General features: G+C 65.6%; 11 protein-coding genes. 4 read left to right on the plus strand and 7 right to left on the minus strand.

What is annotated here, in order from left to right; translation table 11 throughout:
• Window positions 1–26 precede the first annotated feature (26 nt).
• The 6 genes from ACTJGZ_RS01720 to ACTJGZ_RS01745 form a co-directional block, all read right to left on the minus strand.
• Window positions 27–323, minus strand: a complete 297-nt coding sequence (locus ACTJGZ_RS01720) for a hypothetical protein (protein WP_441661224.1) — start codon at window positions 321–323, stop codon at window positions 27–29.
• Window positions 320–1,309 (minus strand): ABC transporter permease, encoded by a 990-nt coding sequence (locus ACTJGZ_RS01725; protein WP_441661225.1) that lies wholly within the window; start codon window positions 1,307–1,309, stop codon window positions 320–322. The genes ACTJGZ_RS01720 and ACTJGZ_RS01725 overlap by 4 nt, the downstream gene beginning before the upstream one ends.
• A complete protein-coding gene (locus ACTJGZ_RS01730; protein WP_441661226.1) occupies window positions 1,306–2,868 on the minus strand; it encodes a sugar ABC transporter ATP-binding protein in 1,563 nt (520 codons plus the stop codon). The genes ACTJGZ_RS01725 and ACTJGZ_RS01730 overlap by 4 nt, the downstream gene beginning before the upstream one ends.
• Window positions 2,869–2,880: 12 nt before the next feature.
• Complete coding sequence (torT, locus tag ACTJGZ_RS01735; RefSeq protein WP_441661227.1) at window positions 2,881–3,912, minus strand: TMAO reductase system periplasmic protein TorT; 1,032 nt, start codon at window positions 3,910–3,912, stop codon at window positions 2,881–2,883.
• A 304-nt stretch (window positions 3,913–4,216) separates the two neighbouring features.
• Entirely contained in the window at window positions 4,217–4,948 is a 732-nt protein-coding gene (locus ACTJGZ_RS01740) for a TetR/AcrR family transcriptional regulator (protein ID WP_441661228.1), read from the minus strand.
• Between the two features lie 198 nt (window positions 4,949–5,146).
• Window positions 5,147–5,485 (minus strand): DUF1840 family protein, encoded by a 339-nt coding sequence (locus ACTJGZ_RS01745; protein ID WP_441661229.1) that lies wholly within the window; start codon window positions 5,483–5,485, stop codon window positions 5,147–5,149.
• 194 nt (window positions 5,486–5,679) lie between these two features.
• Here ACTJGZ_RS01745 and ACTJGZ_RS01750 point away from each other — a divergent pair, with 194 nt between their 5' ends.
• Window positions 5,680–10,029, plus strand: a complete 4,350-nt coding sequence (locus tag ACTJGZ_RS01750) for a phospholipase effector Tle1 domain-containing protein (protein ID WP_441661230.1) — start codon at window positions 5,680–5,682, stop codon at window positions 10,027–10,029.
• 66 nt (window positions 10,030–10,095) lie between these two features.
• Here ACTJGZ_RS01750 and ACTJGZ_RS01755 read toward each other — a convergent pair whose 3' ends face one another.
• The gene (locus ACTJGZ_RS01755; protein WP_441661231.1) at window positions 10,096–11,325 is read right to left on the minus strand and encodes an acyl-CoA dehydrogenase family protein; all 1,230 of its coding nucleotides are present in this window, start codon (window positions 11,323–11,325) and stop codon (window positions 10,096–10,098) included.
• Between the two features lie 298 nt (window positions 11,326–11,623).
• Between ACTJGZ_RS01755 and argS the strand changes: the two genes are divergently transcribed.
• The 3 genes from argS to ACTJGZ_RS01770 all read left to right on the plus strand — a co-directional run bounded on the left by argS (window position 11,624) and on the right by ACTJGZ_RS01770 (window position 14,981).
• Entirely contained in the window at window positions 11,624–13,309 is a 1,686-nt protein-coding gene (gene argS, locus ACTJGZ_RS01760) for an arginine--tRNA ligase (protein WP_441661232.1), read from the plus strand.
• 9 nt (window positions 13,310–13,318) lie between these two features.
• Window positions 13,319–14,050 (plus strand): SPOR domain-containing protein, encoded by a 732-nt coding sequence (locus ACTJGZ_RS01765; RefSeq protein ID WP_441661233.1) that lies wholly within the window; start codon window positions 13,319–13,321, stop codon window positions 14,048–14,050.
• 298 nt (window positions 14,051–14,348) lie between these two features.
• Window positions 14,349–14,981 (plus strand): thiol:disulfide interchange protein DsbA/DsbL, encoded by a 633-nt coding sequence (locus ACTJGZ_RS01770; protein ID WP_441661234.1) that lies wholly within the window; start codon window positions 14,349–14,351, stop codon window positions 14,979–14,981.
• Window positions 14,982–15,005: the final 24 nt, after the last annotated feature.

Here is a 15,005-nt window from a genome sequence, read left to right on the forward strand (position 1 = left end):
ACCCCGTAACCGGTTCTTTGAATGGCTCAGTGGCGCAGTTTATGCGCGAACGCGCACACGCTGACCAGCGACACACAGGCGCCCAGTGACAGGTCGAACCCCCGCGCCAGAATGACGACCATCTGCGCCGTGGCGAATATCGCCATATAGCTGGTCTGCACCAGCAAGTTCAGCAGATTGCGGCCGGAGACAATGCGCGGCTCCACCAGCGCCAGCCCCAGCAGCAGCAAGGGCGCCAGCAGCCAGAACACATTGCGGCCGGCGCACGCCGCGCCCTCGCGGCAGCGCTGCGCCACCGCGCCAGTTTGCAAAGTGCGGATCATGAGCGGCCTCCTTGGGCACGATGTTTGCGGAACTCTTCCAGCGCGACCACCAGCACGATGAATATCCCCATGACAATGGCCTGGGCCTTGCTGTGTATCCGCAGCAGATCCATCGCGTTATTAAGCAGCAGCAAAAAGAGCGCGCCCAGCGCCACACGCGCCGCCTTGCCCACGCCGCCCTGCAGGCTCACGCCCGCGATCACCGCCGCGCCTATGCTCTGCAACGCAATCGTATCTTCCAGCGAACCCTGGCCCGACCCCAGCTGCGCCGTCAGCAACAGGCTGGCCACCGCAGCCAGCAATGCGCAGGCGACATACACCAGGACCTGGCAGCGGCGCACGGGCAGGCCGGATACCCGTGCCGCCTGCGTATTGCCGCCCACCGCGTACAGATGCACGCCCAGCACCGTCCGGCCCTGCACCCAGGCCACCAGACCGATGGCCAGCGCAGCCAGATAGACGGCCGCAGGCACACCCAGCCACAAGGAACGCCCCCACTCCACAAACCCTTCCGGCAAGCCATATACCGGAATGCCATTGGTCAGCAGCAAGGCCAAACCGCCAGCCATGGATGCCGTTGCCAAGGTCACCATGAAAGGCGCGATCCCCAGCCACGCCACGCACAAGCCATTGACCAGCCCGACCAGCGCCCCGGCGCCCAAACCGGCCAAGACGCCCAGCAACACGCCGGCTTGCGGCCCCAGGGCCGCCGAGGCATGCACCATCACGCTGGCGCTGACCACACTGACCAGGGCCATGACCGCCCCCACGGACAAATCAAACCCCCGTGACACCAGCACCAGCATCTGCCCGATGGACACAATCATCAGCAAGGCTGCGCCGCGCAACAGGTTCAGCAGATTCTGCCCGCTCAGAAAACGCGGCTCGGCCAGCGCCAGCGCCACGGCAACCAGCACCATCGCCACCGGCAACAAATCCAGGGCCGCCACGCGGCGCCAGGCCCCCTGCATCGCTATCGCATTCATGCCGCCTCCCGTTGCGCGGGCCGCGCGAAAAAATGAGCCAGAATGGCGGCTTCCGAAAATTCCTCGCGCTGCAAATGGGCGACGACCCGTCCCTCATGCATGACATAAATGCGGTGCGCCAGCCCCATGACTTCGGGCAGTTCCGAGGACACCAGCACCACTGTCTTGCCAGCCGCCACCAGCTCCTGCATCAAGCCATAGACCTCCAGCTTGGCGCCGACATCTATGCCTACCGTGGGCTCGTCAAACATGAAAATATCCATGGGGCGGGTCATGCCGCGCGCCAGCAGCACTTTCTGGCGGTTGCCGCCGGACAACCCGCCGACGGCGCGCTCGATCTGCGGCGGCCGCAATCGCAGCCGCGTCAGGATATCGGTGATCTGGCGGTGTTCTCCGCCCAGCCGCAGCATGCCGGCACGCGCATAAGCCCCGGTATCCAGCGCCGCCATCGACGCGTTTTCACGGATAGGCCGGCTCAGCGCCAGGCCTTCACGCGCCCGGTCCGAGGGGAAATAGCACACCCCGCGGCGCAGCGACCCGGACGGGTCCGGCGCGCTAATGACGGCCTCCCCTTGCAGCACTCGTCCTGCTGCCACACGTTCCAGGCCATACACGGCACGGATCAATTCGGATTTGCCACACCCGACCAGACCGGCAATCCCGACGATTTCACCGGAACGGGCTTCAATGCTGGCGTCCCGCACACGGCCATCTTCCAGCGTCAGGCCCTCGGTACGCAACGTGACCGGCCCGGGCACAGCCGGAATGTCCGGGAACAGCACGCCCACCTTGCGCCCGGTCATCAACTCGATCAATTGCGCCTCGCTGGTATCTTGCCAGCGCACGGTCGCAATATGGCGGCCATCCCTCAAGACCGTCACACGGTCGGCCAGACGGGCGATTTCACGCATCCGGTGCGAGACATAAATGATCGCCACGCCCTGCTCGCGCAACTGGTCCACCAGGCCGAACAGTTTCTCGGCTTCGGCATCCGTCAGCGATGCCGTCGGTTCGTCCAGGATCAACACTCTGGTGTCGGTGGCGGCGCCGCTGCCCTGCCCGGCCGCCATCATGGCCTTGGCGATTTCGACCATCTGCTGGCGGGCACGCGAGAGGCGATTGACCGGGCAGGCAGGATCCAGCTCGAAACCCAGCCGTGCCAGCACTTCGCTGGCGCGTGAGCGCATGGCGGCGCGATCCAGCACCCCCAGCCGGGCAGGTTCGCGCCCCAGGAACAGGTTTTGTTCCACGCTCAGCTCAGGCACCAGGCTGAACTCCTGGAAGACCGGCTGAATGCCCAGGCGCCGGGCCCGTACCGGGGTCAGCTGCGTCAGCGGCGCGCCGTCGAACAGATAGCGCCCGGCATCCGGCCCGAACGTGCCGGCGATGATATTGATGATGGTGGACTTGCCTGCGCCATTCTCCCCGAACAGCACATGCACCTCACCGGCATGCAACTCAAAATCCACGCCATCGAGCGCCCGCACACCCGGAAAGGTCTTGACGATCCCCTCCAGGCGCAGCAACGGCGCGCCGGTCTTGGTTTCGACTGTGCTCATGGCCGTGTCCTGTCAGCGTGCCGCGGGAGCCGCCACCGAATACTCGGCACGGAATCCCGCCGGCGCCAGGACTTCTTCCATCCGGATCTCCGGCAGGCTTTCACGCGACACCATGCGGGGAATCGGGCTGAGATAGGCGGGCACGGTTTTGCCTTCCAGCACCTGCACTGCCAGATCCACGGCCAGGCGGCCCTGCAATACCGGGTACTGCGTCGCAAAACCGGCAATTTCCCCCTTGTTGAGCGCATCCAGCATGGCCTGGTTTTCATAGGCCGACAGCAACTTCACATCGGCCCTGCCCGCCTCGCGAATCGCGCCAATGGCGGCTTCCACCATCGTCGCACTGCCCCACAGCACATTCAGATCGGGGTAGGCCTGCAAGGCGTTTTGCACCAGGCGCAATTGCACCGCCACGCCGGTATCCCCATATTTTTCATCCAGCAGTTCCAGCTTGGGGCTGGCATCGACCACGCGCTTGAAACCCGTAGCAAACTGTTCGGCCCAGCCCGACCCGGCAGGCCCGGGCAGCGCCACGATGCGCGCCTGCGCATCCCCCAGGCTATCGGCCAGATAGCGGCCAGTCTGCTCACCCATGATGGTGTTGTCAGCAAACACCTTGGCCGCTGTCGGCGCCTTGTCCACCGGGTTCAACACTGCGATCACGGGCTTGCCCGCGCGCTGCGCTTCGCGGAATTTGCGCGCCAGCCCGGCTTCGGAAATCGCGCCGACAATCAGCGCATCGAAATCGGATGCCATGCAATCATCGAACTGCGACAGTTGCTTGGGCAGGTTTTCATACCCGCCAGCTTGATACACCGTCACGCCCACGCCTTGCCGCTTGGCTTCTTCGACAATCCCGTAGTCCACCGCCAGCCAGATGGTGTCTTTCATATGCGGGAACAGGGCGCAGATTTTCCAAGGCCGGGCAGCATGCTCCTGGGGCGTATATTCCAGCTGGCGCGCCTGTCCCGCGCTCAAATCCTCCACCGTCACCGGCCACCAATCGGCCCCGGGCTGGGCACAGGCCAGGGCGGGTAGCAACATAGCGGTCGCAGCAAGCCATTTTCTTATCATCGTGTTCACCTTTATCGTCAGGACAAGCAGGAAACAAAAGGATGGGAGCCGGCCGCATTGCAGCGTCGCGAGACGGCCTCGCAATTAATTGTTCATTCGAACGACCAATTAAAGGCCAAAATCGAACTTCCCTCATTCAGGATATGCCTGCATTGACGATACAGACAGGTGGGTATAGGAAAATAAACCGGGCGGGCCGCCGCCCGCGCTGGGGCGCGTTGCGACGCGCTGTAATACGTTGTGGTGCGTTGTGATGCGTTGGGCGCAGCAGGACTTAGCGCTGCGCGACCGCCTTGCGCCGCCGCGCCGCTGGCGCTGGTGCCGGTGCCGGTATTGCCGTCGTCGGCGCCATCATCCCGGTAGATAGGAAATTCGTCAGCCGCGCCAGCAATTCACTGGTGTCGCCATTGTGCTGGAACCGCCCGCCAGACAAATCCGCCAGGCGATCCACATCCGACAGCATGTACAGATAGGCGCCAATCAGAAAGACGAAACGCCAGGCCAGATCTTCGGCATGCACATCGGGCAAAAGCTGCTCCAGCACCGCGATATAACGCTTGGAGGAAGCGTCATAGACCTTGCGGCGCAATTGGAATGCCATTTCTTCCGGCTCGTTGTGCAAACGCGCCTGCAGTCTGACGAAGGCCAGCCCGCCAGGGCCGCTGGCCTTCATGTCGAACTGCGGCTGCAGGTAGGCGTGCAACAGTTCGCGCACGGTTGGCGCGCCTGCCGTCCTGGCCAGCAATTCATCCAGGCTGCGCATGCGCTGCTCACCCAGCCAGTTGCCCCGGCGGGTGAAGACTTCTTCGAACAATACCTGCTTGGATTGAAAGTAGTACGCGATCATGGATTGACGCACACCTGCCGCTGCGGCGATCTCTCGCGTCGAGGTCGCAGCATAGCCCTGGCTCGCAAACAGCTGTTCAGCCGCATCCAGAATCAGGGAACGGGTATCGCGTTCGCCTGCCGGACGCCCTGGGCCTCGGCGGGGGGTTGGAGTCGTCATATCGCTATCTTTCAGTACGTCCGGGGTGTGAATAACGTCGCATGGTAGCGAATATCCACAACTTTCGCACCGAATGGAAACACCCGCCCCATCAGGCCGCTGCGGCCCGGACGATAGCGGCACCCTGGCCGCCCAGGCGGCCCGCTGCAAGACCCGCAGCGGCGCGCCCCCTGAACGGCCATGCCGCGCAAGCGCGGTTTACCAGGCCGAACCGGCCTCCCACAGCACGGGCACTTCCGTCTCCCGGGCCTTGCGCAGCATGTCCAGCAGCGGGAAAGCGCGCTGCTTCAGACTGACCGCCTGCGCCATCGGATGCACGGGGTCCTGGTCGCCATCCTCGGATTCCTCGGCAGGCGCTTCGGCAGCGATTGCCGCTTCCAGCGCGGCAATCGCGCCCGGCAACTGCTCCACACTGAAAACGCCGCGCTTGAGGTCCGCTTCAGTCACCAGCCGGCCCGCCGCATGCATCACGGCGAGCGCGTGCTTGTCCAGCATCAGAACATCAGATGCCGCTTTTGATTGAAATGTCACCAGCATAGGTATTTTCCTCCGTGGATGAATCTGTTCATTCGTCAGCCTGCCTGGGACGCCGCGGCCGCATGATACCGGCAGGCACTTGCCGCTGAGACAGCCAATCCCTGGCTGTCCGCGCCCTGCCCGCCCTGCCCGCCCTGCCACTCGCCCTGCCAGTAGCCCTGCAACTTGACCGGCCTTGCCGCCCGCCTGCCATCATGACCAGACAGCCTGCCCAGCGGCGCGCGCCGCCAGACCGCGTCCCATACTGCCATCATATCCTGAGCGGCCTGTTCTTCGCCCTGCTGCCCGTTCTGCCTCTGGCAGCGGACGCCCAGGCGCCAGCCGCATCCCGCCTCTCATGCCCCGCCATGCAGCTGGGCCAGCCCTGCCCCGGCCCTGGGCTGACCGCGCCCGGCGCAGCCGAACCCGCGCTGAACCTGGGGCTGGACAACCCGGTGCATCTGGCCAGCGGCCGGAAATTCCTGCGCGATACGGATCTGCCGGCACACCCGCAGGCGCCAGGCCTGGAACTCGTGCGCTACTACAACAGCGCCGACCCGCGCCGCCATGCCAGCCCTGGCGCCGCCTGGCAATTTTCCTATGACCTGCGGCTGTATCGCCTGGCCAACCACCTGCAACTGATCCAGGCCGATGGCAGCCGCCTGCACTTCACTTGCGCCGCCGGCCTGACCGTTTGCCAGCACGAGGGGCAAGGCAGCCTGCATCTGCAAACAGAAGAACAAACCCATGCCCCAGCGGACGCACCAGCCGATGCTCCTACCGCTGCACCGACCGATGCACAAACCGCTGCGCCTACCGATACACAAACCAATGCGCCAGCAGACCGGCAAACACACGAGCCAGCAGGCGGCTGGCAATGGCGCTGGCCTGACGGATCACGGCTGGACTTCCGCCGCGATGGCTGGCTGGTCAGTCTGCGCCGGCCCGATGGGCGGCTGCTGGCCCGGCTAGACCGCGCTGCGGATGGCAGGCTGCTGGCTGCCCATGGGGCAACGCCTGACCGGCAACTGATTTTCCATTACCAGCACGAAACCGGGCGGTCGCCCCGGCTGCACAGCATAGACACTCCGCTGGGCCGCTTCCGCTACCACCATGACGCCGTGCCTGAGGGCTGGCGGCTAAGCCGCGTGGAGCGCCCCGACGGCATGCAGCGTCATTATGCGCACGACCCCGCTTTGCAGTCCGGCCATCCCCTGGCCATTACTGCCAGCGGCCTGTCCGCGCCCGGCCATGCGGCACGCTGGCAACGGCGCTGGCATTACGACCCTGACGCCCGAGTCATACGCCTGGAATATCTCGGCGCCGACGGCCAGGCCACAGCGGCCTGGCACCTGGAATACCGGGAACCCGCGCACGGCTCGCACGCAGGGCTGACCCGCGTGCGCGGCCCGCAGGGCACGACCGATGTCCATTATCTGCGGTATGGCAGCCGCTATCTGCTCTCCCGGATTTCAGGCGCGCCCTGCCCCGGCTGCGCCGCCCCCGGCCTGCAAGCGCAATATGATGCCGCCGGACGGCTGAGCGGCCTTAATGGCCTTAATGGCCTCAACGGCCTGCGCCTGCGCCGCCATCCGAACGGCGCCGTGCGTGAACTCGCACTCTCCGGCAGCGGCTGGCCCGGCCTGCGCCTGCGCTTTGACGCCGCAGGCCGCCCCAGCGCCAGCTACAGCCACCGCACTGGCCTGACCCGCTGGCGTCATGCCCCGCCCCTTCAACCCATGCAAGCCAGCGGCCCGGACACGGCCAGCGCAAACCGCGCGGCGGGAAGGGCCCCTGCCCATCCCTCAGACAGCCTCCCCGGCCTCCTTCCTGCCCCTCCCATAAAGTCCTCCGCCAAGCCCCTCGCCGAGCCCATCGCCGAACAACCCGCCGAACCCCCCACTGAACACCGCCACGAACCTGTCACTGAGCGCTTCACTAAACGCTTGGCCGAGCACGTCACCGAACACTTCACCGAACACGCTACCAAGCACTTCACCGACACCCGCACCAAGCGTCCGCCTGAACCTTCCACAGAGTCTCACCCTGGGCCGCCCTTCTGGCAGCATGACATCCGTTATGCCAACGGCGACCGCTGGCGTGCCCGCTATGATGCCCAGGGCCTGCCCACCCACCTGGCGGCCTTGCATCCGCTGCCGCCTCCTGCCCCTTCCAGCCCTTCCAGCCCTCACAGCCCTCACAGCCCTTCCAGCCCTTCCAGCCCCTCTACGTCTGCAATCGCCACGCCGGCCGCGCTGCACACCCGCCTGGCATGGCAGCATGGCCAGCTGCTGGAGCTGGCCCATCCGCATGAAAGCGAGCAACGCAAGTACGATGCCGCCGGCCGCCTGCGCGCCCGCCATATCCAGCGCCCCGGCGATGACCAGACACCGGCGCTCACGCTGACTGACCGCTATGACTATCACCCTGATGGCAGGCTGGCACGCCACTACTTGCCCGAAGGCGGCCTGCTGTCCTATGCGTGGCAGCGCGGCCGCCTGCACCGCCTGGAATGGCAGGACAGCCAGGGCCAGCGCCACCTGATTCTGCAAACCCTACCCGGACAGGCTGGCTATCGCACCGGCAATGGCGTGCACACACTGGGCCAACGCGACGCGCAGGGCCTGCGCGCGCTCATCAGCGCCCTGCCTGGCGCGCGCACGCCCCTGCTGGCGCAGGCCATCCGCCTGGACCCGGCAGGCCGCCTTGCTGCCGAACAGATCCAGACCGGCCACTGGCGCCAGCACTTTCGGTACGCTTACGATGCCTCGGGCCGCCTCGCGGTGATTGCAGCCGCAACACCAGAGGCCGCATCCTTGCCTGCGCCTGCGGCCAGCGCCACGTATCTGGCCTGGCATGCCGACGGCAGCCTGCAAGGGCTGCGCCCGTCCGCCAGCGCGCCCTTGCCCGGCGGCGCCTGGTCCTTGCCGCTGCCGCCGCTCACCGAGGATGCCAGCGGCCTGCCCTTGCAGCGCGGCGGCTGGCAACTGGCTTACGATCCGCAACGCCGCCTGCGGCAGGCCCGGCACCCGGCAAGCCAACTGACCATCGAGTACCTCAACAACGCCCACGGCCAGCGTATCCGCCGCGGCAGCGGGCCGGCAGCCATTCATTATCTTTACGATCCCCAAGGACTGCGCACCGCCCTGGCTAGCGCTAGCGCCAGCACCGGCACGCGCATCACGGAACGCTATCTTTATATCGGACAGATTCCGGTTGCCTGGCTGCGCTATGGCGCCGCCGGGGAAACACGCCTGGGCTTCATCCATACCGACGCCCAAGGCCTGCCGCGCGCGCTCAGCGACAGCCAGGGCCAGTTGGCCTGGCAGGCGGAATTCGACGTCTTCGGACGGCTCCTGCGCGAATCCGGCGGGCCTGGCCCCTCGCACCGCTATCCTGGCCAGCACGCCGACCCCGACCTGCCCTGGTATGACAATGGCATGCGCACCTATGACCCCGCCACCGGCAGCTACCTGGAGCCGGATCCGCTAGGCCCCTTGCCCGGCCATGATGCCTACGGCTACGCCGCCCAGCGCCCGCGGCAATATGCCGACCCCAGCGGCATGCTGCTCTACGCCTTTGACGGCACCCGCAACACGCCAGCCTCGCGCACCAATGTCTGGCTGCTGCACCAGCTGTATCCTGACGGCCGCCATTACCAGCCTGGTCCGGGCGACAGCGCCTGGGACACAGCCACTGCCAGCCGCGCCGGCCATATCCTCAGCACTCAATGGGAACGCCTGCTGGCCGACCTCGCCACAGCCGGACGCCAATGGCAGCAGCAGCCCGCCGCCATTGATCTGCTGGGATATTCGCGCGGCGCGGCGCTGGCCCAGCATTTCGCCAACCAGATTGCAGCCCATGTCAGCAACCAGCGTTTCTGGGCTTATGACCCGTCCATGGGCACGGTTTCCGCCTGCATAGACCTGCGATTCATGGGCTTGTTCGATACCGTGGCGCAATTCGGCGTGAACGGGCGCGACAACACCAATTACCTGCTCGGCGCCAGCCCTGCGTGGCAGTGGATCGCGCACGCGGTGGCGCTTCATGAGCACCGCTACCTGTTTCCGGCCAACAGTCTCGGCCAGGGGCAGGCCAATGTGGCGGAACTGCCGTTCATCGGTGCCCATGCGGACATAGGCGGCGGCTATCAGTCATCCGCCACCCCCGAGGCCGCGCGCGGCGACCTGTCGGATGTGGCCCTGGCCTGGATGCACTGGCAAGCCCGGGCGGCAGGCGTGCCGCTGCTCCCCTTGCCCGCCGAACACGCCACGGTGAGCCAGCCTTTGCTGCATGACGAGCGCAACGTGTTCTACCGCAAGACCGGCCAGGACAGGCCGTTGCACCACGCCGACGGCCGTCCCTGGCTGGACAGCCAGGCCGACCATGCCGCCCTGGGACGCGGCCCCCGCGAGGCCACCGAAGCCTTCATCGAACGCCTGCCTGACTGGATGCAGGCGCCCGGCAGCGTCACCGGAACAGTGGACATGGCGGCCTATCAGGCCTGGCTCAACCAGCGCGGGCAGCCTTCACCGCAACCCAAACGCGCTCCGCCGCCACGCTGAGCGGCAGGCCCGGCATCACTGAGGCACCACTGTGGCATCGCCGCCGCTCTCCCGTCTCGCCGTCCCTCAGAACAGCCCGGAGAGCGGCGGTTCTGCCCCGGTCAGCCGGAAAGCGCCCACGGCCGCAGCTTTCCAATCACGCGGATTGTGATTGGCCACCGTGCGCGCATTGCGCCAATGGCGATCCAAATTATGGGAGCGCGCCGTCGCGGAGGCGCTGCCTACATCAAAGACGCGCTCGGCTGCCTTGAGCGCCGCATTCGCCGCAATGTACTGGGCCTGCGCCACATCAATGGATGCCTGCAATACGGCATCATGGGACAAGCCCGCTTCCCAGGCATGGTCTATCGCCGCGGCCGCCCTCAGCACAACGGCCTCGGCCGCAAAGGCCTGGGCGGAAATTTCCCCCACCGCGCCCACCACATAAGGGTCTTCTACCGAGCGGCTGGCGCTGCTGTGCTTGATCGGCCTGGCATGATGGCGAGCAAAAAGCACAGCATCATCCAGCGCATTGCGGGCGATGCCCGCTTCGACCGCCCCTAGAAATAACTGGGCAAACGGCGTCACGATGGTGCGCCGCGCCTGCCCGTCACGAAACAAGGGCGATGGAATCAGGTCTTCCTCATCCACCCGGACATTGCGCAGAAGCGTCGTGCCGCTGGCAGTCAGACGCTGCCCCATGGCATCGAAATCATCGACCCGCTCCACGCCATCACGATCGCTGGGAACAATAAAACGGACTTCTGCCCCCGACTCATCCAAGGCCGCCGCCTGAATCCAGTCCGCATAGAGCGCGCCGGTGCTGTAGTACTTGGTACCGCTAACACGGTAATGCCCCGCTTCCCGCACCAGCACGCTGCTGATCGCGCCATTGGCGCCGCCACGTTCCCAGCCCGCATTGGCCACCACCGCGCCAGCCAGATAGCGCGGGAACCACCGCTGGCGGCTGGCTTCGTCACCCCCGGACAACAGATTCTCGATGAAGAGAAAGCCAGGCCGCAACGCCTGGGCCACATTGGAATCCGCCGCCGCGACATCCATGACGAAACGGATCACCTCCTGCACCGTGGTGCCACTGCCGCCATAGGCCCGGGGAATGCGAAAGGTATATAGGCCCTCGGCCGCAATGCGGCGCACCAGCGCGTGCGGCAACTGCCGCTCACGCTCCCGGTCTGCCGCGCCTGCGCGCAAGTCGGGCAACAGGGCTGCCGCGCGCTGGCGCAGCCCGGCCAGATCCCCCGCTGCCGTCCCGGCCACCTTGCTGCTGCCGGCGGCCGGCGCCAAAGAAAGAGACATGAATCCGTTCCCAAGAATGAAAAGTCAGACACTTCGCCAGAAACGTCGTCAGAAATTCCATCAGAAATTCCGTTAACGCCCATCCCTGGACAGATGGGCGGCTTTTCATCGTAAAAACAGCTGCCGGTATTTCAAACGATACTTTTTGTATTTGAACATTCACATTCGGCGCAGGAATGGCGCAAGCCGCTGCACACTCCTTACGCTCCTTGGCATTCTGTCGTTCCCTGTTGCACGCCCGCTGCGGGAATCAGGCTATCATTCCCCGATTGCACTTCTCTTTTTCGAATCCGCTCCCATGCTCCCCGAGCAACAGAATCTACTGATCTCCCGCATCCAGGCAGCCGTCAGCGCACTGCTGCCCGAAGCGCAGCCCAGCATCCAGCTGGAGCGTCCGAAAGTCGCCGCGCACGGCGATGCCGCCTGCAACGTCGCCATGCAGCTCGCCAAACCGGCGCGCCGCAACCCGCGCGAGCTGGCGCAAGCCATCGTTGACCATCTGCTGGCCGATCCGCAAACGGAAAATCTGCTGGCCGGCGCCGAAGTGGCAGGCCCCGGTTTCATCAATTTCCGGCTGGCGCCCGTGGCGCATCAAGCCGTGCTGGGCGCCATTGCCGGGCAGCGCGACCAATACGGCCGCGCACCCCGCCGCGACGAGAAAGTGCTGGTCGAATTCGTTTCGGCCAACCCGACCGGCCCCTTGCATGTCGGCCATGCCCGCCAGGCAGCGCTGGGCGATGCCCTGTGCCGCCTGTTCGACGCTCACGGCTATGACGTGACCCGCGAGTTCTATTACAACGACGCAGGCAACCAGATCGACAATCTGGCCATTAGCGTTCAGGCACGCGCGCGCGGCATTTCCCCGGATGACGCCAGCTACCCGGCAGACGGCTACCGCGGCGACTACATCGTCGATATCGCCAATGATTATCTGGCGGGCAAGACGGTACAGGCTTCTGACGGCGTCCCGGTCACCGGCACCGGCGATCTGGATGACCTCGACGCCATCCGCCGCTTCGCCGTGACCTACCTGCGCAACGAGCAGGATCTCGACCTGCAGGCCTTTGGCCTGAAGTTCGACAACTATTACCTGGAAAGCTCGCTCTATACCAGCGGCCGGGTGAACAATACGGTGCAGCGCCTGATCGACAAAGGCCACACCTATGAAATGGACGGCGCGCTGTGGCTGCGCACCACCGAACTGGGCACGGGTGACGATAAAGACCGCGTCATGCGCAAGGCAGAAGGGGGTTACACCTACTTCGTGCCGGACGTCGCGTATCACGAAGCCAAATGGGAGCGCGGCTTCCACAAGGCCATCAATATCCAGGGCAGTGACCACCACGGCACCGTGGCGCGCGTGCGCGCCGGGCTGCAAGGCCTGGATATCGGTATCCCCAAAGACTTCCCCGCCTACATCCTGCACAAGATGGTGAAGGTCGTGCGCGGCGGCCAGGAAGTGAAGATTTCCAAACGCGCTGGCAGCTACGTCACGCTGCGTGACCTGATCGACTGGGTTGGCCGCGATGCGGTGCGCTTCTTCCTGATCCAGCGCCGCGCCGATACCGAATTCACCTTCGATATCGACCTGGCCCGTTCGCAAAGCGAAGAAAACCCGGTCTATTACATTCAGTACGCCCATGCGCGCATCTGCTCGATGCTGGAACAGGCCCAGGCCGACGCTGGCGCCCTGCAACAGGCAGATGCCGCACCGCTGGTCGCGCCGACCGAAATCGCCCTGCTGCAGCGGCTCTCCGAATTCCCGGCGCTGGTTTCCCTCGCCGCCCAGGAGCTGTCGCCCCACCTGGTCGCTTTCTGGTTGCGTGATTGCGCTGCCGATTTCCACGCCTGGTACAACGCCGAGCGCGTCCGTGTCGATGACGCGGTGCTGCGCGATGCGCGTCTGCGCCTGGCGGACGCGACGCGCCAGGTCCTGGCCAACGGCCTGGCCCTGCTGGGTGTCGCCGCGCCCCAACGCATGTAACGAGTTTTCATGGCAAAACGCTCTTCCCGTTCTTCCGGCCAAGGCGGCAGCACCATCTACGGGCTGCTGGCCGGGCTGTTGCTGGGCCTGGTCGTGGCCGCTGTCGTGGCCTTTTATGTCACCAAGGCCCCAGTTCCCTTCGTTGACCGCGCAGGACGGGCGCCAGCGCCCGCCACCAGCCCCTTGCAAACGGCCACCCAGGGCGGCGTCAATCTGCCAGACCCGAACCGCGCCTTGCAGAACGCCAACCTGACGCCGCCCGATACGCGCATTCAACTGCCCAGCACCCCCGCGCCGGCTAACAACACTGGCCCCATTGCCGCGCTGCCGGCACCGGGCCAGACGCCAGCCCCGGCGCCCGCGCCAGCCACGCCAGCAGCCAATGGCAATGGCGACGACCTGGGCGCCCTGATCGCTTCCTTGCCCAGCCGGACATCATCGGCGCGGCCCTCCGATGCGGCGCCAGTACCCGCGCCCGCCGCCTTGCCCAAGCCAGCCAACGGCGCGGCCGCCAGCGCCTACTTCCTGCAAATCGGCTCCTTCCAGGTGCTTGAAGATGCGGAAGCCCTGCGCGCCCGCATGCTGCTGCTGGGCCTGCCGGTGCAAATCCAGCGCGCCGAAGTCAACGGCCTGCAGGTTAACCGTGTGCGCGTCGGCCCCTACACGCAGCTTGCCGACATGAACCGTACCCGGGCCCGCCTGACCGAAGAAAACGTCAGCTCGACCGTCGTCCGCCAATAAGCAACCGTCTATCCCGCCAACCCGCGCCAGGCAGGAGCAGGGCGCAGGCTGGCCGGGGCCGCCGCCAGTCGGCCACTGGCTTCATTCGCTCCATTGGCTCCGGATGCCGCCATGCGGCACCCAATGCACCCAAGGCCCCCCCCAAAGTCCACCCATAGACAAAGCGGCGGCGCCTGGGGCCGCCGGGAACCGCTGGCGGCGTCTGCTGTCCAACCGCCTCGGCACATCACGCATTGTGCTTGTGCCGCCATATTCCTGTCGTATCATTCCTCCTTCACTCAGCCAGGAACTGTCCAACATGACTTTCTCTTTTTCCCGTCTGCTTGCCGCCGCCACACTCATGCTCGGCGCGGCCGTTGCTCCGTTGAGCCAGGCCCAAACCGCCCGTTCCGTGGAACTGCAAGCCCCCCAGCGCACCGACAGCCCGGGGCAAGTGGAAGTGTTGGAATTCTTCGCCTATACCTGCATCCACTGCAAACTGCTGGATCCGATGATCAATGCCTGGGCCAAGGATCTGCCCCAGGATGTCAATTTCATGCATGTGCCGCTGGGCGGCGACAGCCGCAGCCGCCCCATGCAGCAGATGTACTACACGCTGGCGGCCCTGGATCGCCCCGATCTGCACGAAAAGTATTTCACCGCCCTGCATGACGAGCGCAAACGCCTGTTCACCCGCAAGGAAATGGCCGACTGGGCCGTGGAGCACGGCGTGGACCGCAAGGCCTTTGAAGGCGCTTTCGATTCGATGGGCGTCAGCAGCCAGGTTTCCCGCGCCGACGAGCTGGCCAAGATCTACAGCATCAACAGCACGCCTACCATCATCGTCAATGGCCGTTACCAGACCTCGCCCGCGCAGGCAGGCGGTTACCAGGAAAGCGTCCAGGAAACCGAGCGCCTGGTGCAACAGGAACGCGCCAAACTCGCCAAGTAAGCCAGCGCGCAGGCCAAGCGCTGC

It is taken from the genome of Kerstersia sp., from assembly GCF_052103615.1.
GTDB lineage: Bacteria > Pseudomonadota > Gammaproteobacteria > Burkholderiales > Burkholderiaceae_B > Kerstersia.